The following is a 17,945-nucleotide window of genomic DNA, read 5'->3' as shown; positions in this document are numbered from 1 at the left end:
GATGACGTTGGAAAATGGGAAAGCTGCAGTCCTCCCCGCTCCATCACCCCGGCGGAGGCCCAGGTCCAGGCACGTGTGGGTTTTCCGCCGCCGTTTGCCTCCGCTCTGCGGGACACGGGGAGAGGGCGCGCGCGACGCTTGGAATGGGCGATCATCGGCTTGTTCGTCATGCGGACTGGCACTTCAGAGGCCCGGAAGGGGTCAGGATCCAATCGAGGCGTTCGTCATAGTCGACGCGGGGCACGGCGTCGACCCGCTGCTCGTCGAAAGCGAGGCCAATCGAAACGACCGGCTTCAGCGCCCTGAGGCGCGCCAGGGTGCGGTCGTAAAAGCCTCCGCCATAGCCGAGGCGGTATCCGAGGGTATCGAAGGCGAGCAGCGGACCCAGCACGATATCGGGGTCGAGCACGGGCGCCTCAGGCAGGGGCTCGCGGATGCCCCATGTCACTTCGCCCAGCGGATCGCCCGGTGACCAGGCGCGGAACAGAAGAGGTTTGCCCTTCGCCTCCATAACTGGCAGGCAGAGGCGATAGCCTTCGGCCATGAGGCGCAGCATGAGAGGCGTGGGGTCGATCTCCTCGCCGATGGCCAGGAAGCCCGAGACGACGGCAGGGGCCGCGCGTCCGGCGAAGGCGATCCCATGGCGAGCGATGTCCGCGGCGGCGGTGGCCCCGTGACGGGCGAACGCGTCCTTACGCGTGGCCTTGGCCTCGCGGCGCATCTCTTTCTTCTGGTCGTCTACAGAGGCTGGCGAAGCGGAATCTTTCACGAGGCGTCCGGCGGAGGTTTTGGGCACGTCCGCAAGACGGGCGCGGTCAACGAGGAAGGGAAAGTGCCGCGGTGGCCGTTGGAACGGTTGATCTCGCCGGGTCCCTACAAATGTAAGGTGGGCGCCATATGTCCGGGGCCACGGCCCCGGCCAGGGACAGCTCCCAGGCAGATCTTATAGGCCCTGGAGATTCATGTGTTCCTGACGAACCCCGCAGCCTTTCCAACATAGGATGCGGCCGGGAAAAAAGCGAGGGCTCAGTCCGTTCTGTCGACAACGCCGCTGAGCGACTCGATGACCCAGTCGATGCGGCTGGCGACGGCGCTGCGGCTTTCTTCGAGCGCGGCGATCCGTGAGCGGGCGATCTCGAGCTCCGCCTTGAGCTTGTCGCGCTCCTGCTCGAGCGCCTTCACGCGTGCCTCGGTGCGATCGGCAGGGGCAGCGGCGGAAGCCGGCTCCTTGGCGCGGCTGGCCGGACGTTTCGCTTTCTCTCTGACCCGCTGCACCATGAGTTAACCCGTGTTTTCCCTCGTAAGCCCCGGTACGCAACAGATCTGCCTACCGCCCCGTAACAGCATAAGGAATCTCATCTTGCGGCGCAAGAAATGAGGTTTCCGGAATGATGGTCAACGCGATCAATTTTGCCAGAGGCTCGCGGTGTGGCGGGAGATGGCATTGACAGGGCGGGGGGTCCCAAACTTAATGGCGCCCGCCCGGCGGGATTTTCAGGTGCTTCGCTTCTGTCCGCGCCGTCCCGCCCAACAATTTTTACCACCGGTTTGGAGGACTTTTCATGGCACTCAAGGTCGCGATCAACGGATTTGGCCGCATCGGCCGCAACGTGCTGCGCGCGATCTACGAGTCGGGCCGCACGGATATCGACGTGGTGGCAATCAACGACCTCGGCCCGGTGGAGACGAACGCGCATCTTCTGCGCTTCGACAGCGTGCATGGCCGCTTCCCCGGCGAGGTGGTTGTCAAGGGCGACAGCATCGACCTCGGCCGCGGGCCGATCAAGGTGACTGCGGTCAAGAACCCGGCGGAGCTTCCGCACAAGGACCTCGGCGTCGATATCGCGCTCGAGTGCACCGGTATCTTCACCAGCAAGGAGAAGGCCGCCGCCCATCTCACGGCGGGCGCGAAGCGCGTGCTGGTCTCGGCTCCGGCGGACGGCGCCGACCTCACGGTGGTCTACGGCGTCAACCACGAGAAGCTGACCAAGGATCATCTCGTCGTCTCGAACGCCTCGTGCACGACCAACTGCCTCGCGCCGGTGGCGAAGGTGCTCAACGATCTCGTGGGCATCGAGAAGGGCTTCATGACGACGATCCACAGCTATACGGGTGATCAGCCGACCCTCGACACGCTGCACAAGGATCTCTATCGCGGCCGCGCGGCGGCGCTGTCGATGATCCCGACCTCGACGGGCGCTGCGAAGGCCGTCGGCCTCGTGCTGCCGGAGCTCAACGGCCGTCTCGACGGCACGGCGATCCGCGTTCCGACGCCCAACGTGTCCGTGGTTGATTTCAAGTTCGTCGCCAAGAACGAGACGACCAAGGACGAGATCAACGCTGCGATCAAGGTGGCCGCATCCCAGCACCTCAAGGGCATTCTGGGCGTCACCGATCAGCCGAACGTGTCGATCGACTTCAATCACGACAGCCGTTCGTCGATCTTCCATCTCGACCAGACTAAGGTTCTGGACGGCACGCTCGTACGCGTTCTCTCGTGGTACGACAACGAGTGGGGCTTCTCGAACCGCATGGCCGACACGGCCGTTGCCATGGGCAAGCTGCTTTAAGGCGGGCTTACGCCGATCGCTTCGCGCCCGCTGTCCGGCTGCCGGACCGCGGGCGTTTTTGCGTTCAGCGCATCTCGAACAGCTCCTGGTGGAAGCTCGCGGCGTCGAGACCGTGGGCGATGAAGTCGTTGCGAAGCGCTTCGCCGAATCGCGGCGGGCCGCAGAACCAGAAGCTCGCCGTTCGCCAACCCGGAACGGCCTCGCGGATGCGGTCTGCGTTCAAGAGGCCATCCCTGGCATCGACGAGCACGTGCAGGCGCACATTGGCGGCCTTGGCGTCGGCGGTGAGCTTGTCGATGGCTGCCTGATCGAAATCGGTGGTCGGGTGGAAGAGCACGATCTCCTGGGGTGAGCCGGATCGCGCCAGCTGCTTCATGCGCGCGATGAACGGCGTGATGCCGATCCCGGCGCCGATCCAGATCTGGCACGGCTGCTTATCGCCGAATGTGAAGCAGCCATAGGGGCCTTCGACGCTGACGGGCAATCCGGCTTTCAACGTCTCATGAAGGCGCCCTGTGTGGTCGCCGAGCGCCTTGGTGATGAAGACGATGCGCTGGGTGGCTGGGTCCCAGGCGGATGCGATGGTGTAGGGATGGGCTCCTTCCACCGCATTCGACGTCACGAACGCGAACTGGCCTGCCTCGTGCCCTTTCCAATGGCCATCCTCGATCCTGATGGAGGTTTCGAGAACGCGGAGCTCCGGATAGTAGGTGAGGGTTTCGATGGTGCCTTGCGCCGTGCGCCCCGCGCCGATCCGCTGGAAGAGCGCCATCACAGCAGCCACCGACCCAGCCAGCATCAAGATTGCGGTGACCCAGCCGACGGGCTCGTTCCAGTACGAGGTCTTCGTGAGCACGACCGCGTGATAGACGAGGATCAGGTAGGCGACCGCGATCCACTTATGCGTTCTCGCGAACCAGTGGTAGGGGAACCGCTTCCACAGCGCGAGGGCGATCAGCACGACGGCGGCATAGAAGGCCCATTCGCCCACGAACTCGGCAAGGCCACGCTGGCTTCTGAGCCAGCCCTCAATGGGACCGAAGACCTGATCGCCTCCGTGCCGGCGCTCTGGCCGCGTCAGCCAGCCCCATCCCACCATCCACTTGGTGCCCTTGGCCCACCACCAATGGAGCAGGCCGGCGACGAGCGCCGTAATGCCGAGCCATTTATGAAGGCGGTACATTTTGTCGAGGCCGCCGAGCAGCGGCTCGGGCCATAGCGGACGGACGGCGAGCAGCGTCGCCGCGCTCATGGCGCCGATGGCGAGGATGCCCGTGTATTGGACGAACACCGACCGAAACGAAAAATAGGTCAGCGGGTCGGGCAGGATCGTATCGGCCAGGAGCCAGAGGGCCGTGAGCATCGCGATGAAGGCGATGAGGGCTGTCTTGATGTTTCTCATAGTTCGGGCCCGCGTTTTTTCTTTGCGGATCGAACACTAACGGGCGAAGCGCGGAGCGGTTTGATCGATCACAAATGGGTCCGGGTGCGGATGCCTCAGCGCCAGAAGTAGCCCGCAGCGATGAGCCCACCGCCGGCCAGCAGCATGAGAATGGCGATGAAGTTCGCCACCTTGGCGGCGAAGTGGCCGATGACGGTGCCGGCTGCGCGCTTGGCCTTTCCACCGACGGAGGCTCCCGCATTGATGTCGCGCAGCTTCTGCTCGAGCGCGGTCGGGTTCTCCGATGTGCGCTGGCCGGTAGCGACCTGCCAGGCGCTGTCGACGGCGGCGCCCGCAAGGTCGTAGCGGGAAACCCGCCACATGATGAAGAGCGCGAAGAGGGCGATGCCCGCGCCCCAGATCATCATCCATTCGTTGGTGCCGAGCGTCAGCGACTGAAGCATAGGGGTCCCCCGTGTGGCGGCGTTGATTGGAAACTCGGCGGTGGTGAGTGGAGACGTGCGCGCCGTCAATCCAGCTTGCGGCAGGAATATCCGAAGCCCTTGATCTTTTTCATGATCGGCTCGGACGCGGTGACGATGCCCTCGATCTTCTCACGCCCCAAGGCATAGGCCACGCTTTCTTGGTCGTAATCGGGCAGGGGCTCGGCCTTCTGCGCCTCGACGTAGGCACAACCCGATTCGCTGTAGCAGGCAATGGACAGGCCTTCGAGCGAGGCTTTCAAATCCTTGAGGCAGAGGAATTCGGGGGAAGCGCCGCCGGCGCTGGCGGGGCTTGCCGCTGTCATGAGTGCGGCCGCGACGGCAAGTGCTGCGGGGGCGGAAAAGCGCATGGTGTCCTCTGGGGTTCCGTATGCTGAGCCTATCCCCGGGCATAACTTCTGAAAAGCGTTCGTAAGTCTCCGTCGCGCGAATCGCGGTATCGGGAGGGATGCAAAAGGACAGGCTGGTTCGCATCATCGGTATCGATCCCGGGCTTCGGCGCACGGGCTGGGGCGTTATCGAAAGCGATGGCGTGCGGCTCAGCTATGTCTCTTCGGGCCTCATCACGTCGACCTCCGACGAAGAGCTGTCCTACCGGCTGCGAGAGCTTTTCGAGGGGCTTCTCGGTGTGCTTTCGTCGTCGAAAGCGGACGAGGCGGCCGTCGAAGAGACGTTCGTCAACGAGAACCCACGCTCGACGCTGAAGCTCGGGCAGGCGCGCGGCATGGCGCTGCTGGCGCCTGCGATGCGGGGCCTCAGGGTCGCCGAGTATCCGCCGAACCTGATCAAGAAGGCCGTCGTCGGCTCGGGTCACGCGGACAAGCGGCAGATCCAGGCGATGGTCGGGTTTCTGCTGCCCAAGGCCAAATTCGAGAGCGCGGACGAGGCGGACGCCTTGGCAATCGCTATTTGTCACGCCAATCATCGCGGGGCGGCGGCGCTCGCGCGGCGCGTGCTGAAGGAGGAGATGCGCGGATGATCGGGCAGCTCAAAGGCAAAGTGGACGCCATCGGGGAAGCCCATGCGATCATCGATGTGCATGGCGTGGGCTACGAGGTGCAGCTTTCGGCGCGCACGCTGCGCAATCTCAAACTCGGCGAGGACGTGACGCTCACCATCGATACGCATGTGCGCGAGGATGCCATTCGCCTCTTCGGGTTCCAGAGCGAGGTGGAGCGGAGTTGGTTCCGCACGCTGCAGAACGTGCAGGGCGTCGGCTCCAAGGTGGCGCTGGGCGTGCTCGGGGTGCTGTCCACGCACGATCTCGCCAATGCCATCGCGCTCGGCAATTGGGCGGCGGTGGAGCAGGCGCCGGGGGTCGGCAAGAAGCTCGCGCAGCGGATCGTGGCGGAGCTCAAGGACAAGGCGCCTGCGCTCTCGGTTGCGGGCCTGCACGTGCCGGTGGCAGGGCCGGGGGGGCCTGTTGCCGCCGAGCTGCCGACGGACGGCCTTGCCACTGCAGAGGCCATTTCCGCGCTGACCAACCTCGGCTACAACCCCGCGCAGGCCTCCGCGGCCGTTGCGGCTGCCGTGAAGGAGCTCGGAATGGACGCGGATACCGCGAAGCTGATCCGGCGCGGGCTCAAGGAGCTGGCGCGGTGAGGGGTAGGCAGTAGGCAGTAGGCAGTAGGCAGTAGGCAGTAGGCAGTAGGCAGTAGGAACTGGCTCGATGTGCAGGCTTTTCTCGTTTCCGGTGTGGCTCGTGCTGTCGCTGATCTGGACTGGGCTCGTCGCCTACTTTGGCTACACGACCGCGCCGCATCTGCCGCTCGACGTTTCGGCCAATGATCCGGGGACCCTCGAGGCGTTCAGGGCGGCGACGAGCAAGCATGCGATCATGTTCGGCCTGCTGGCAGCTGGACCGCCTGCGATTGCGCTGCTTGTCGGCAAGCTGGTGTGCCGGAGGGCCTAGCCTCGCTGCTTTTCTGGTGTGAGATCGCCCGTGTGGCCGCCGTGCGCTTGACGGCGTGTGCGAACACGGTCAGGAACAAATCATGACCGACCGCCTTATCAGCGGAGCGAAGCGCGAGGCGGATGCCTACGAGGCGTCGATCCGGCCGCGCTCGCTCGACGACTTCGTGGGCCAGGAGCAGGCGCGCGCAAACCTTCGCGTCTTCATCGCGGCGGCGAGGACGCGCGGCGATGCGCTGGATCACGTGCTGTTTGCCGGCCCGCCCGGCCTTGGCAAGACGACGCTCGCGCAGATCATGGCCAAGGAGATGGGGGTCGGCTTCCGCGCCACCTCGGGGCCGGTGATCTCCAAGGCTGGCGATCTCGCCGCGCTTCTGACCAATCTCGAAGAGCGGGATGTGCTCTTCATTGACGAGATCCATCGCCTCAATCCGGCGATCGAGGAAATCCTCTATCCGGCGATGGAGGACTTCCAGCTCGACCTCATCATCGGCGAGGGGCCGGCGGCGCGCTCGGTGCGCATCGATCTCGCGAAGTTCACGCTCGTCGGCGCGACGACGCGGGCGGGGCTGCTGACGACGCCGCTGCGCGACCGGTTCGGCATTCCGATCCGGCTCAATTTCTACACGGTCGAGGAGTTGGAGAGCGTGGTGACGCGTGGCGCGCGCGTGCTCGGCGCGCCGATCGGTCCGGATGGGGCAACCGAGATCGCGCGGCGCGCGCGGGGTACGCCGCGCATCGCAGGGCGCCTCTTGCGACGTGTCCGTGATTTCGCGGCGGTGGCGGGGGCCGACATCATCGACGCTGCCATTGCCGACAAGGCGCTGCGCGCGCTCGAGGTGGACCACGCCGGTCTCGACGCGCTCGATCACCGCTATCTCACCTGCATCGCGACGACCTACGAGGGCGGTCCCGTCGGCATCGAGACCATCGCGGCGGCGCTTTCCGAGCCGCGGGATGCGCTGGAGGAGATCGTGGAGCCCTATCTGTTGCAGCAGGGGTTTATCGGGCGCACGCCGCGCGGGCGGGTGCTGACGCTCAAGGCCTTCCGCCATCTCGGAGTTTCCGGACCGGCGCGGGCATCGAGCCCGGAGCTGCCGATCTTCGAGGACGACGAAGGAAGCTCGGCTTGACGGGCGTCCTCTGTGTGCGGTCTATGCGTCCTCGGTGCGCTGCCTCAGCAACATTCTGGTCATCATTTGGTGCTGAGCTTGGCGCCGGTCCGGCGCGCTCATTTCGTCGCGATAAATTTCGGCACAATTCAGAGGCCCCGTGTTGATCTCCCGCAGAACGCTGCTCAAGGGGCTCGCGCTTTCCGGCGTGGCGTCCATGAGCTTCGGTGGCTATGCGCTGGCCGAGCCGTTCCGTCTCGGCATCACGCGCTACCGGATCTCGCCTCCGGGCTGGACGCCTGGTCTCTCGCTGCGGATCGCCATCATCACCGACCTTCATATCTGCGAGCCGTGGCTCGGCATCGACCGGCTGCGCCGCATCGTGGCGCGCGCCAACTCGCTGTCCGCCGACATGGTGCTGCTGCTCGGCGACTACGTGGCAGGCTGGCGCATGGGCGTGTTCAGCCGCGCGGTGAAGCACGAGGATTGGGCAGGAGTGCTCGCGGAGCTCAAGGCGCCGCTCGGCGTTCATGCGGTGCTCGGCAATCACGACTGGTGGGAGGACCCCGAGGTGCAGGAGCGGCGCTCGGGTCCCATCAAGTCGCGGGAGGCGCTGGAGGCGGCGGGCATCCCCGTCTACGAGAACGATGCGGTGCGCATCGAAAAGGAGGGGCTGCCGTTCTGGCTCGCCGGTCTCGGAGACCAATGGGCTTATTGGCCGAAAGAGGATACGCGCGGGCTCGCCCACAAGAGCGATGGCTATGTGGGGGTCGACGACCTCGCGGGCACGCTCGCCAAGATCGGCGACGATGCGCCGGTGATCCTGATGGTGCACGAGCCCGATATCTTCCCCGAGGTTCCCGCGCGCGTGTCGCTTACGGTGGCGGGCCATACCCACGGCGGGCAGGTGACGATCGCAGGGTTCGCGCCCATCGTTCCCTCGCGCTACGGCCGGCGCTATGTTTACGGCCATATCGTCGAGGAGGAGCGCAACCTCATCGTGTCGGCGGGGCTCGGCTGCTCCACGCTGCCCATCCGCTTCGGGGCGCCGCCGGAAATCGTGGTCATCGATGCCGTGTCGGGCCACGACTTCGCCTGACGCAGTGCCGTTTCTATTGGATCTCAGACACCCTCATGAGCGAGACGACAAACGCCTGGCCGGACATTGCGGGCCGCATCATCGACGACGAGACGGGGCGGCGGCATATCCTGCCGGTGCGCGTCTATTTCGAGGATACGGACGCGGGCGGCATCGCCTATCACGCCTCCTACATCCGCTGGTGCGAGCGCGGGCGGACGGATTTCCTGCGGCTTCTCGGCACCGATTCCCGCCGTCTGATCGACGGCTCGGCGAGCCATGAGCCCGCCGCGTTCGTGGTCAGGCGGATGACGTGCGATTTCCTGCGGCCCGCGCGCATGGACGATCTTCTGATCGTGGAGACGCGGGTGAAGGAACTGGGCGGCGCGAGCGTCACGCTTCTGCAGGCGGTGGTGAACCAGGGACGGCGCGTGTTCGAAGCCGAGGTGACGGTGGTACTGGTGGCGGTCTCCGGCAAGCCGGTGCGGCTCTCGACGGCCGTCCGGAGTGCTTTCGAGGGCGCAGATACTGGGAAAGTTGCTCCCCCCGGCGCGTGAGGCGCATAGACAAGTCATGCGCATGCGGGAATGATGCCCGGCGTACAGGGGTTTATGGGGGAGCAGCATGACCACCGCGAAGGATTCACGCGGCGTCGATCTCGACATCAAGGATGCCGTGGAAGGCTATGAGCGCTTCCGGCTCGAGTTCGAGCGCGACAGGGCCTTCTTCAAAGGTCTCGCAAACCGCAAGCAGAAGCCGAAACTGCTCTGGATTGGCTGCTGCGACAGCCGCGTGGTGCCCTCGCAGATCACCTCGGCGGATCCCGGCGAGCTGTTCGAGGTGCGCAACATTGCCAACTGCGTGCCGCCGTCGTGGGCGGAAGACGACACGGTGGGAGCCGCGATCGAGTATGCTCTGGGGCACCTCGGCGTGGACGACATCGTGGTGTGCGGACATTCGGGATGCGGCGGCATCCAGGCGCTGGCGGAGCCTATTCCGCCCGGCCAGGAGGCGCACCTGGGGCGCTGGGTGGAGTACACGCGGCGGGCCCATCAGCTCGTGGCGGCCGCGCGCGTGCCGGAGGCCGAACGTATGGCGGCGACCATCCGGGCGCACATCCAGTTCCAGCTCGACAACCTGATGACCTACGAGATCGTCGCTCAGGGCGTCGCCGAAGGGCGGATCGGCATTCACGGCTGGCTCTACGACATGGAGCTGGGCGAGATCCTGGCCTACGATCCCAAAACCGGCGCGTGGCGCGGGCTTCAGGACGCCGCGGCGGGGACGGCATGACCTCGATCGCTCTCTTCGTGCTCATCGCGCTGTGCGAAATCGCGGGATGCTTTGCCTTCTGGGCCTGGGCGCGGCAGGGCGCGCCAGCGTTCTGGCTCGTTCCGGGCGTGATGTCGCTCGTCGCTTTCGCCTGGCTCCTGACGCGGGTGGATGCGGAATTCGCCGGGCGGGCCTATGCGGCCTACGGCGGGGTCTACATCGCGGCGTCGCTCGGATGGCTGTGGGCTTACGAAGGCTTCCGTCCGGACCGGTGGGACCTCATCGGCGGGGCGATCTGCCTCGCCGGAACGGCGCTCATTCTCTATGGACCGCGTTCAGCCTGAGCGTGTCGTTTTTCGCTCGTCCCGAGGCTGTCCGCACCGGTCGCTGGCCCTTGTTTTGTCATATTGCGCGGCAACATGGGTCTTGATGGTCCGTGCGCGCCAGTGCACGTTGCACACGCCAGGGGGCGGAGTGCTGATTCTGCACCAACATGTCGACGGGGCACTCGGCCGCCCGCTCCAGAGCACGTTCGCTCTTCTTCGAAACGGGCCGTGAGGGGGAGCGTGCGCTAAGTTTTGGTTTCGAGTCCGGTTTCGCTCCCGGTGCGCGCTCCGCTCGCATCTCGGCGGCCGGGCTCTCGGTCTCTGACGATGCCGGCGAGTTGCGCTTCGGATGGATAGGATCCGCGGCGATCACGGTCCAAGTCTCGAAAGACGGTTGACGCAATGAATCCCGCAGACGTGACGCAAACCACCCTTGCGCCCCAGGCGCATGGCGTATCCTTCATCGAACTCTTCATGCAGGCCTCGCCGACCGTCCAGTTCGTGATGGGCGGCTTGCTGCTGGCCTCCGTGTGGTCGTGGGCGATCATCATCGAGAAGCTGATCGCGTTCCGGCGCGCGCGGATCGAGGCGGACCGCTTCGAGCAGACCTTCTGGTCGGGCCAGTCGCTGGACGAGCTCTACAATGGGCTCTCGCGCGGGCGCACGATCACCATGGCCGCGCTGTTCGTCGCCGCGATGCGCGAGTGGAAGCGCTCCGTCGAGGGCAACATCCGTGCGCTCGGCGGCATCCAGCTTCGCGTCGAGAAGGTGATGGACGTCACCATCAGCCGCGAGATGGAGCGGCTGGACCGCAGGCTTCTGTTTCTCGCGACGGTCGGCTCCACGGCGCCGTTCGTCGGTCTGTTCGGCACGGTGTGGGGCATCATGACGAGCTTCCAGGCCATCGCCGTCTCGAAGAATACCAACCTCGCCGTCGTCGCGCCGGGCATCGCGGAGGCGCTGTTCGCCACTGCGCTCGGCCTCATGGCGGCCATTCCGGCGGTGGTTTTCTACAACAAGTTCTCAGCCGACTCGGCGCAGATCAGCCAGCGCCTCGAAGCCTTCGCGGACGAGTTCGCCGCGATCGTCTCTCGCCAGATCGACGTGAGGAGCTGACGACCTCGTGGGATGATCGGGAAATTCGCCATATCGAGCGATCAGGTTCAGAGCGCATTTCTCGATCTGAACCACACGAGTAAATCTTTGATTCTAGTGTCCCCTGTGATTCCGAAGTTCGCTCTGGGACCTAGCCGCAAACTCAAGCGAACTTCGGAATCGGGACACTAGATGGGGATGAGCATCAAAGCGGGGGGTGGCGGCAGGCGCCGGGGCCGGCGCGGTCGCGGCCATGCGCCGATGAGCGAGATCAACGTCACGCCGATGGTGGACGTGATGCTCGTGCTGCTCATCATCTTCATGGTGGCGGCGCCGCTTCTCACGGTGGGCGTGCCGATCGAGCTTCCCCAATCGCAGGGCAAGCAGCTCGAAAGCAACAAGGAGCCGCTCACCATCTCGGTTTCGGCCAACGGGGATGTTTTCATCGGTGAGACGAAGGTCGCGCTCGACGAGGTGGCGGAGAAGCTCAAGGCCATCGCGAAGAACGGCGTGGACGAGCAGATCTTCGTGCGCGGCGACAAGGGTATCACCTACGGCACGGTCATGCTCGTGATGGGGCGCATCAGTGCCGGCGGTTTCAAGAAGGTGTCGCTCGTAACAGAGGTGGAGGATGGGGCCAAGGCCCCTTGAGAATCGAGACGGGCTCGCGGATCGGAGACGACGCCCGGCGCCGGGCCCGCACGAGGACAATGGCATGATGCAGCACAGGCGAGCACATGAGGCGCAAGGCGCCGGCCGCCCGACATCATTCCGGGCGAAGCTTCGCGCGCAGTTGAGCGTGCGTGCTTGCGCGCACTCCGGCGGCCTCCTCACGCCACGTAGCGGGGGCTAGCCGTGCAGTTCGGACTGGCCGTTTCCATTCTTCTACACGGCGGCGCCCTGTTATGGGCGTATCTCGCCATGGCCGCGACGCCGCCTTTGGCGCCGCCCGAGCCCGAACCGATTGCGGTTGCGCTCATCACGCCGTCCGAGCTGCTCGCGCTCAAGAAGGGCAGCGAGACGGCGAAGGAGCTCGAAGCGAAAGCCAAGGACGAACCCAAGCCCGAAGTGTCGAAGCTCGAAGCTGAGAAGCCCAAGCCGGTGACGGCGCCCGAGCTTCCGGTCGAGCCTGCGCCGCCGCCTCCGGAGGAGAAGAAAGCGGCCGAGGCCCCCCCGCCTGAGCCTCCCAAGCAAGAGCCTCCTAAGCAGGAACCCCCGAAATCCGATCCGATCGCGGAGAAGCTGGCTGCCATGCCGCCCGATCCGCCGCCGGGGCCGACGCCCGACGAGCTGAAGAAGGTTGAGGAAGAGAAGAAGGCGGAGGAGCAGCGGCAGGCCGAAGAGAAGCGCAAGGCGGAAGAGCAGAAGAAGGCGGAAGAGGAAAAGAAGAAGGCCGAGGAGAAGCGCAAAGCCGAGGAGAAGAAGAAGGCGGAGCAGAAGAAAAAGCTCGCCGAGCAGAAGCGCAAAGAGGAAGAGAAGAAGAAAAAGCAGCAGCAGGCCGACCGCCTCGCGGCGTTGTTGGACAAGGATCCGACACGCAAGGGCGCGCCCAATTCCGCGACACCGCCGACCAATCCGACGGACTATACGGGGCCGACGGCGGGTGCGAGCGAGGGCGACGCACCGCGGCTATCGGCGCGCGAGCAGGACATTCTCAAGAGCCAGATCAGCGCTCAGCTGCGGGGTTGCTGGAAGCTTCCGGGCGGTGGCGGCGGTATCGAGACGACGGTGGTGACGATCCGCTGGCGGCTTCATCCCGACGGCTCGCTCGACGGCGAGCCCACTATCGAGGCGCCGCAGACGGGGCCCGTGTTCCAGATCGCGGCGGAAGCGGCGATCCGCGCCGTGAAGATGTGCTCGCCGTTCAACCTTCCGCCCGATAGCTACTGGGCCTGGAAATCGATCATCTGGGATTTTGATCCGCGCGAAATGCTGTAAGCGTTACGGCTGAAACCTTTCCGGAAGCACTCTGGTGCCACGATTTGTATTGAAGATGAGGACCATGACTGATCCCCGTTCCCCTTCTCACATCGCTCTCCTGGCCCGGACCCTGATGCTCAAGCTCCCTTTGCTCGCCGCGACGCTCGTTCTGTTGGCCATGACGACGTTCGCGCCCGCCTCGTTTGCGCAAGTGGATGACGCCTATCGCCCGCCGGCCGGCGGGGGAGGCGGCGGCGGTGGTTTCGAGGATCAGCTTCGCCAGCAGGGCTATCAGACGCCGCCTCCGGGTGGCGGCGGTGGTGGCGCCGGCGGCGGCGGAGGCGGAGGGGGCGGCTTCTCGGGAGGCGAAGGCGGAGGCCTTCGCGGCACCCAGAGACAGGGCACGGTTGCGCCGATTCCGATCGCGATTCCGGTGTTCGTGGGGGATGATCCGAAGCTCGCCGCAGACGTTGCGCAAGTGCTGATGGCGGACCTTGAGCGGTCGGGCCTGTTTCAGCCTCTGGATCCGGCGTCGTTCCTTGAAAACATTCGTGATGTCAACGCGTTGCCGCGCTTTCCCGATTGGCGCCAGATCGGCGCGGAAGCGCTCGCCGTGGGCCGCGTCACGCGTGGTCCGGACGGACGTCTCACCTCGGAGTTCCGGCTTTGGGACGTGACCAGCGGCAAGCAGCTTGCGGGCCAGCGTTTCACGACCGGCGCGCAGAACTGGCGCCGCGTCGGCCACCTCGTCGCCGACCAGGTCTACGAGCGTCTGACGGGCGAGAAGGGCTACTTCGACACGCGTGTCGTGTTCGTGGACGAGACCGGTCCCAAGGCGAAGCGGGTTAAGCGCCTCGCGATCATGGACCAGGACGGTGCCAACGTGCGGCTGCTCTCGCAGGGACAGGAGCTGGTGCTGACGCCGCGGTTCAATCCGGTCGCGAGCGAGATCGCCTACATGGCCTACACCCGCGATCAACCGCATGTGTTCCTGATGAATCTCGAGACCGGCAAGCGTGAGGCCGTCGGCGAGTTTCCGGGCATGACGTTCGCGCCTCGCTTCTCGCCGGACGGGCAGCGCGTGATCATGAGCCTTCAGAACGGAAGCGATTCCAACATCTTCGAAATGGATCTCAGGACCCGGCAGTCGCGCCAGCTCACCAACTCCGGCGCGCTCGATACGAGTCCCTGCTACTCGCCGGATGGGCGCTCGATCGTGTTCGAGTCGGACCGCGAGGGGACCCAGCAGCTCTACGTGATGGGGGCTGACGGCTCGGGAGCCCGGCGGATCAGCGTGGGCGAGGGGCGCTACTCCACGCCCGTGTGGTCGCCCCGCGGCGATTATATCGCGTTTACCAAGCAGTTAGCTGGCCGCTTCCTGATCGGTGTGATGCGTCCGGATGGGTCCGGAGAGCGAATCCTGACGGAGGGTTACCACAACGAGGGGCCGACCTGGGCTCCGAACGGGCGTGTTTTGATGTTCTTCCGGGAGAGCCAGGGCGAGACCGGCGGAGCGCGAATCTACTCGGTCGATCTCACCGGCTACAACGAGCGAGTCGTGAACACCCCTTCGTTCGGGTCGGACCCTGCTTGGTCCCCCCTCTTAAACTGATACAGTGTTTAACCGGAGCTTAACCGGGCGCGCGTATTCTTGCATCTGCGCCTCTGCGTCAGGGTGAGGCATTAATCTTTGTAAATCAGGGGCTTCCATGCGGCGTGCGGCGGCCGTCCAGAGGCTCGAGGAGCACCAACAACGGCGTGGCATTTTCGCATCAACGAGGGGGGAAAACAGTGTCGCACGACCCTCAGTTCTTGATCAAATCATGCCGGGCCAGTACCCAAATATTCGGCTCGTTGCCGAACAAGCATCAGGAGATAAGACCATGCAGGGTGTAAAGGGGCTGATCGTTCTTTCGGCTGCCGTTGTCGCTGTTGCGCTCGGCGCTTGCCGTCGTGAAGAAGCGGCGCCGTTGAAGCTCGGCGTCGAGGTTCCGACTGCCACGGAAGTGGCTCGCTAACGTCCGAAATTTATTTTGGGACACAACAGGAGATACTACCATGAAGGGCGCTATCGTTCTCGCTGCCGCTATCGTTGCTGTCGCTCTCGGCGCTTGCCGTCGTGAAGAGGCTGCTCCGCTCAAGCTCGGCGTCGACGCTCCGGCTGTTGCCGACGTTCGCTAAAGCGAATTCAAAGTTGGCTTGGGCGTAAGCTCTGGCTGACTTGGAGAAAAAAGAGCTGTCGTAGCGAATGCTGCGACAGCTCTTTTTCTTTTTGGGCACGCTCATACGAGTGCGGGAGAGCTCCGCTCGCGCATGGTGGTTTTCACCTGCGCCGTTTGCTGCAAGGCCATGCGTGGCATTGGTGATCCTTTCCCCAGGGGAATTGATTGGGATCGCATTCGTTGCTTGTCGCCGCGAACCAGATCGCTCATTTTCGCGGCTGAAGCGTGCCCGGGGGCAAATGCCGTGGCGGCTCATGCCGTTCGCGTCCGACTGTCCCTCGACGGTCCAGAGAGACACGGGCGACGCATTCGGGAAACGCTCGGGAGCAGAGGGCGGCAGGCAAGTCTTGCGGATTTCGCATGCGCCGCGGGCCAACGGAGACGGCCACTCCGATGGTCATTTGCCGCACTGGGTAGAGTGGGTGGCCACATTTTCGTACGATCGCTCGGTTATTTCCGTCGGTCGTGGGGATTATTTGGTTCCGGTGTGCATCGCGCTGCGCCGTCGAGCCGATGAAAGGATGATGTTTATGGCGCCTGTTTCTCGGGCCTCGAAGTTCGCTAGCGCTCTGCTGCTTCTCGTTGCGGCCGCGGCCATGGCAGGCTGCGCGAACACTCAGAACGATCCTTCGTCTCAGCTCGGCCCGGACGGCAAGGGTCCGGTCACGCCCGGCACGCAGCGCGATTTCAGCGTGAACGTGGGCGACCTCGTCTATTTCTCGTCCGACAGCAGCGACCTGACGCCGGAAGCTCAGTCGATCCTGCAGAAGCAGTCGCAGTGGCTGCGCCAGTATCCGCAGTTCACGATCACCGTCGAAGGCCACGCCGACGAGCGCGGCACGCGCGAGTACAACATCGCGCTCGGCGCCCGGCGCGCGACGACGGTTCGCAACTATCTCGCTCAGAATGGTGTCGCAGCGAATCGCATTCGCACGATCTCCTACGGCAAGGAACGACCGGTGGCGGTGTGCAACGACATCTCGTGCTGGTCGCAGAATCGCCGCGCGCAAACGGTGCTCAACAACCGCGTCGCGTCGTAAGGGCGTCTCTGCGCGATCCGCTCAAGTCCTCCATAGGATATGATTTAGAGGCCGTGACGGTGCATGGCCTCTGCTCGCACTGTGTTGCAAGCCGGCGGTGTGAGCGATGTGCGTCACACGCCTCCGTCTCTTAACGAGACGCGTTATTTTTCCGCTCAAACCGGCTGTTAGGTGGCAAAGTTTAGCCGCATTGCGAGCGCACAGGTTTTCCCGACTATCTGGGCGTTTGGCTCTATCCGGGCGCTCGCGGAAGGTGAGGATGCCATCCATGCGCAAGCGGGGCGCGGCGGACGTCAGCAAACTTCGGATCACGATCGCCGCAAGCGTCTTGGCGGCCGCGAGTGTGCTCGGCGGCGTGGCGCAGGTCGCGCAAGCTCAAGACAATCAAGAATTTCGCGAGGTTCCGATCGGCACGTTCACGATTGGCAAGCCGCATGACGGCTTCTCGGTCGTCGAGCCGCCGGCGGGCGTGCCGGAAGCCAAGGACGACGAATCCGACAACGGCAGCGGACGCTGGTTTTTCCAGCGATGGGAGAAGACCTCGCCGCCGCAGGATGCGCCCGCAGACCTCTACAGTGACGCGATGAAGGCGCTCGACGCCGGCCATACGGACGAGGCACAGCGCCTGTTCGAACGCCTCGTCGCGGAAGCGCCGGCCAGCACCGAGGCCACCGAGGCGCGCCAGCATCTCGGCCGAATCTATCGCGGCGTCGCCGCCAAGCCCTCGCAGCCCGCCGAGGCCGCTCCTGTTGCCGGCTCTCCGCTCACGAGCCCGGACACAGCAACCGGCGCGCTGCCGTGGTCGACGCAGGGTGCGCCAGCCACGACGGCTTCGGTGAACACCGCTCCGGTGCTCCCGCGCTCCGTGCTCTACCGGGCGCGCGTATCGTCGGCGATCGACGGGCAATTCCTTTCGGATGCGGGTGACCGGGTGTTCTTCAGCGCCGGGAGCGCGAACCTCGGCGTGCGGGCGCGGGCTGTGATCCAGGCGCAGGCGCGATTCCTCATTCGCCATCCCGAGCTTTCGGCGGCCGTGGAAGGCCACGCGGATGACGGCGCGCTGCCGGATGCCGAGACGCAGAGGCTTTCTGACGAGCGGGCGGCCGTCGTGCGCGACCGGCTGATCGCCGAGGGGGTCGAGGCCGACCGGCTCACGGCCTATGGCCGGGGGCGGGAGGATCGTGTTTCCGACTGTCCGGCGCCCGAATGTCTGGCTCAGAACCGGCGTGCGATCACCGTTCTTCTGGATGGGCGGCTGTTGCTGGGCGACGGCGCCATACGCCGCGTCCAGGGAGAAAGCTCGGATTTGGGGTTTTCGCCCACACAGTGAGCCCGCGGCGGGATCGTTCAAGTTGACAAGCGCGTGTGAAGGACTGACAGCAGGGCCGATTGCGAGCACCATGGCGGAGAGGTCCGCGCACGGTGCGGCATCGGGCTCTGCGCCATGGTCTTCGCCGAAGGCGCGACCTAAGGTGGGCCCGAAATTCGCGATTTGAGTTTCGCCGGTGATCCGGC

22 protein-coding genes and 1 other RNA gene are annotated in these 17,945 nt (G+C 65.0%); 17 read left to right on the top strand and 6 right to left on the bottom strand.

Annotated elements, in window-relative coordinates; translation table 11 throughout:
- Positions 1–166: 166 nt before the first annotated feature.
- The 3 genes from F812_RS0115475 to F812_RS0115470 form a co-directional block, all read right to left on the bottom strand.
- On the bottom strand, positions 167–769 hold the full coding sequence (locus F812_RS0115475) for a 5-formyltetrahydrofolate cyclo-ligase (protein WP_026868170.1): 603 nt from the start codon (positions 767–769) through the stop codon (positions 167–169).
- Positions 770–828: 59 nt separating this feature from the next.
- A non-coding RNA gene (gene ssrS / locus F812_RS26130) (6S RNA) lies at positions 829–992 on the bottom strand.
- A gap of 34 nt (positions 993–1,026) precedes the next feature.
- Positions 1,027–1,278, bottom strand: coding sequence for a DUF4164 family protein (locus F812_RS0115470; RefSeq protein WP_020086891.1), 252 nt, complete (start codon positions 1,276–1,278; stop codon positions 1,027–1,029).
- 284 nt (positions 1,279–1,562) lie between these two features.
- Between F812_RS0115470 and gap the strand changes: the two genes are divergently transcribed.
- Positions 1,563–2,570 carry a type I glyceraldehyde-3-phosphate dehydrogenase gene (gene gap, locus F812_RS0115465; protein WP_020086890.1) on the top strand — a complete coding sequence of 336 codons (1,008 nt, stop codon included), beginning with the start codon at positions 1,563–1,565 and terminating at the stop codon, positions 2,568–2,570.
- A gap of 64 nt (positions 2,571–2,634) precedes the next feature.
- On the opposite strand, the gene F812_RS0115460 is transcribed toward gap, so the two are convergent.
- The 3 genes from F812_RS0115460 to F812_RS25600 form a co-directional block, all read right to left on the bottom strand.
- Entirely contained in the window at positions 2,635–3,972 is a 1,338-nt protein-coding gene (locus F812_RS0115460; protein ID WP_020086889.1) for a ferredoxin reductase family protein, read from the bottom strand.
- A 95-nt stretch (positions 3,973–4,067) separates the two neighbouring features.
- Entirely contained in the window at positions 4,068–4,415 is a 348-nt protein-coding gene (locus F812_RS0115455) for a hypothetical protein (RefSeq protein WP_020086888.1), read from the bottom strand.
- Positions 4,416–4,480: 65 nt separating this feature from the next.
- Positions 4,481–4,804 carry a hypothetical protein gene (locus tag F812_RS25600; protein ID WP_020086887.1) on the bottom strand — a complete coding sequence of 108 codons (324 nt, stop codon included), beginning with the start codon at positions 4,802–4,804 and terminating at the stop codon, positions 4,481–4,483.
- 98 nt (positions 4,805–4,902) lie between these two features.
- On the opposite strand from F812_RS25600, the gene ruvC reads away from it, so the two are divergent.
- The 16 genes from ruvC (at position 4,903) to F812_RS25595 (ending at position 17,760) form a co-directional block, all read left to right on the top strand.
- On the top strand, positions 4,903–5,433 hold the full coding sequence (ruvC, locus tag F812_RS24180; protein WP_020086886.1) for a crossover junction endodeoxyribonuclease RuvC: 531 nt from the start codon (positions 4,903–4,905) through the stop codon (positions 5,431–5,433).
- A complete protein-coding gene (ruvA, locus tag F812_RS0115440) occupies positions 5,430–6,056 on the top strand; it encodes a Holliday junction branch migration protein RuvA (RefSeq protein WP_020086885.1) in 627 nt (208 codons plus the stop codon). The genes ruvC and ruvA overlap by 4 nt, the downstream gene beginning before the upstream one ends.
- 67 nt (positions 6,057–6,123) lie before the next feature.
- A complete protein-coding gene (locus F812_RS0115435; RefSeq protein ID WP_020086884.1) occupies positions 6,124–6,366 on the top strand; it encodes a hypothetical protein in 243 nt (80 codons plus the stop codon).
- A gap of 82 nt (positions 6,367–6,448) precedes the next feature.
- Complete coding sequence (ruvB, locus tag F812_RS0115430; RefSeq protein ID WP_020086883.1) at positions 6,449–7,498, top strand: Holliday junction branch migration DNA helicase RuvB; 1,050 nt, start codon at positions 6,449–6,451, stop codon at positions 7,496–7,498.
- A gap of 142 nt (positions 7,499–7,640) precedes the next feature.
- Positions 7,641–8,576: a metallophosphoesterase gene (locus F812_RS0115420; protein WP_020086882.1), complete on the top strand. Its 936-nt coding sequence runs from the start codon at positions 7,641–7,643 to the stop codon at positions 8,574–8,576.
- 35 nt (positions 8,577–8,611) lie between these two features.
- On the top strand, positions 8,612–9,112 hold the full coding sequence (locus tag F812_RS0115415) for a YbgC/FadM family acyl-CoA thioesterase (RefSeq protein ID WP_020086881.1): 501 nt from the start codon (positions 8,612–8,614) through the stop codon (positions 9,110–9,112).
- 67 nt (positions 9,113–9,179) lie between these two features.
- Positions 9,180–9,848 carry a carbonic anhydrase gene (locus F812_RS0115410; protein ID WP_020086880.1) on the top strand — a complete coding sequence of 223 codons (669 nt, stop codon included), beginning with the start codon at positions 9,180–9,182 and terminating at the stop codon, positions 9,846–9,848.
- Entirely contained in the window at positions 9,845–10,171 is a 327-nt protein-coding gene (locus F812_RS0115405; RefSeq protein ID WP_020086879.1) for a YnfA family protein, read from the top strand. Before F812_RS0115410 ends, F812_RS0115405 begins: the two co-directional genes overlap by 4 nt.
- A 384-nt stretch (positions 10,172–10,555) precedes the next feature.
- Complete coding sequence (gene tolQ / locus F812_RS0115395) at positions 10,556–11,269, top strand: protein TolQ (RefSeq protein WP_020086877.1); 714 nt, start codon at positions 10,556–10,558, stop codon at positions 11,267–11,269.
- A 171-nt stretch (positions 11,270–11,440) separates the two neighbouring features.
- Positions 11,441–11,899 (top strand): protein TolR, encoded by a 459-nt coding sequence (gene tolR / locus F812_RS0115390; protein ID WP_020086876.1) that lies wholly within the window; start codon positions 11,441–11,443, stop codon positions 11,897–11,899.
- A 204-nt stretch (positions 11,900–12,103) separates the two neighbouring features.
- Positions 12,104–13,186 (top strand): hypothetical protein, encoded by a 1,083-nt coding sequence (locus F812_RS0115385; protein WP_020086875.1) that lies wholly within the window; start codon positions 12,104–12,106, stop codon positions 13,184–13,186.
- A 64-nt stretch (positions 13,187–13,250) separates the two neighbouring features.
- Positions 13,251–14,780 (top strand): Tol-Pal system beta propeller repeat protein TolB, encoded by a 1,530-nt coding sequence (gene tolB, locus F812_RS24175; RefSeq protein ID WP_245257687.1) that lies wholly within the window; start codon positions 13,251–13,253, stop codon positions 14,778–14,780.
- A gap of 271 nt (positions 14,781–15,051) precedes the next feature.
- Positions 15,052–15,186: a hypothetical protein gene (locus F812_RS27145; protein WP_020086874.1), complete on the top strand. Its 135-nt coding sequence runs from the start codon at positions 15,052–15,054 to the stop codon at positions 15,184–15,186.
- Positions 15,187–15,226: 40 nt separating this feature from the next.
- A complete protein-coding gene (locus tag F812_RS27140; RefSeq protein WP_020086873.1) occupies positions 15,227–15,349 on the top strand; it encodes a hypothetical protein in 123 nt (40 codons plus the stop codon).
- A gap of 571 nt (positions 15,350–15,920) precedes the next feature.
- Positions 15,921–16,430: a peptidoglycan-associated lipoprotein Pal gene (pal, locus tag F812_RS0115365; RefSeq protein ID WP_020086872.1), complete on the top strand. Its 510-nt coding sequence runs from the start codon at positions 15,921–15,923 to the stop codon at positions 16,428–16,430.
- A 268-nt stretch (positions 16,431–16,698) separates the two neighbouring features.
- On the top strand, positions 16,699–17,760 hold the full coding sequence (locus F812_RS25595) for an OmpA family protein (RefSeq protein WP_020086871.1): 1,062 nt from the start codon (positions 16,699–16,701) through the stop codon (positions 17,758–17,760).
- Positions 17,761–17,945 lie beyond the last annotated feature (185 nt).

This window comes from Hyphomicrobium zavarzinii ATCC 27496, from assembly GCF_000383415.1.
In the GTDB taxonomy this organism is placed as follows: Bacteria; Pseudomonadota; Alphaproteobacteria; order Rhizobiales; family Hyphomicrobiaceae; genus Hyphomicrobium_C; species Hyphomicrobium_C zavarzinii.
The sequence above is the reverse complement of the archived record's forward strand: the minus strand, read 5'-3'. Positions and strand labels throughout refer to the sequence as shown.

Excerpts from the sequence above, each read along its gene's own strand:
- gap (WP_020086890.1), top strand. The coding sequence starts at position 1,563 with ATGGCACTCAAGGTCGCGATCAACGGATTTGGCCGCATCGGCCGCAAC.
- F812_RS27145 (WP_020086874.1), top strand. The coding sequence starts at position 15,052 with ATGCAGGGTGTAAAGGGGCTGATCGTTCTTTCGGCTGCCGTTGTCGCT.
- ruvB (WP_020086883.1), top strand. The coding sequence starts at position 6,449 with ATGACCGACCGCCTTATCAGCGGAGCGAAGCGCGAGGCGGATGCCTAC.
- F812_RS0115470 (WP_020086891.1), bottom strand. The coding sequence starts at position 1,278 with ATGGTGCAGCGGGTCAGAGAGAAAGCGAAACGTCCGGCCAGCCGCGCC.
- pal (WP_020086872.1), top strand. The coding sequence starts at position 15,921 with ATGGCGCCTGTTTCTCGGGCCTCGAAGTTCGCTAGCGCTCTGCTGCTT.
- F812_RS0115410 (WP_020086880.1), top strand. The coding sequence starts at position 9,180 with ATGACCACCGCGAAGGATTCACGCGGCGTCGATCTCGACATCAAGGAT.
- F812_RS0115460 (WP_020086889.1), bottom strand. The coding sequence starts at position 3,972 with ATGAGAAACATCAAGACAGCCCTCATCGCCTTCATCGCGATGCTCACG.
- F812_RS0115435 (WP_020086884.1), top strand. The coding sequence starts at position 6,124 with ATGTGCAGGCTTTTCTCGTTTCCGGTGTGGCTCGTGCTGTCGCTGATC.
- ruvA (WP_020086885.1), top strand. The coding sequence starts at position 5,430 with ATGATCGGGCAGCTCAAAGGCAAAGTGGACGCCATCGGGGAAGCCCAT.
- F812_RS0115405 (WP_020086879.1), top strand. The coding sequence starts at position 9,845 with ATGACCTCGATCGCTCTCTTCGTGCTCATCGCGCTGTGCGAAATCGCG.
- ruvC (WP_020086886.1), top strand. The coding sequence starts at position 4,903 with ATGCAAAAGGACAGGCTGGTTCGCATCATCGGTATCGATCCCGGGCTT.
- F812_RS27140 (WP_020086873.1), top strand. The coding sequence starts at position 15,227 with ATGAAGGGCGCTATCGTTCTCGCTGCCGCTATCGTTGCTGTCGCTCTC.
- F812_RS25600 (WP_020086887.1), bottom strand. The coding sequence starts at position 4,804 with ATGCGCTTTTCCGCCCCCGCAGCACTTGCCGTCGCGGCCGCACTCATG.
- F812_RS25595 (WP_020086871.1), top strand. The coding sequence starts at position 16,699 with ATGCGCAAGCGGGGCGCGGCGGACGTCAGCAAACTTCGGATCACGATC.
- tolQ (WP_020086877.1), top strand. The coding sequence starts at position 10,556 with ATGAATCCCGCAGACGTGACGCAAACCACCCTTGCGCCCCAGGCGCAT.
- F812_RS0115415 (WP_020086881.1), top strand. The coding sequence starts at position 8,612 with ATGAGCGAGACGACAAACGCCTGGCCGGACATTGCGGGCCGCATCATC.
- tolR (WP_020086876.1), top strand. The coding sequence starts at position 11,441 with ATGGGGATGAGCATCAAAGCGGGGGGTGGCGGCAGGCGCCGGGGCCGG.
- tolB (WP_245257687.1), top strand. The coding sequence starts at position 13,251 with ATGACTGATCCCCGTTCCCCTTCTCACATCGCTCTCCTGGCCCGGACC.
- F812_RS0115455 (WP_020086888.1), bottom strand. The coding sequence starts at position 4,415 with ATGCTTCAGTCGCTGACGCTCGGCACCAACGAATGGATGATGATCTGG.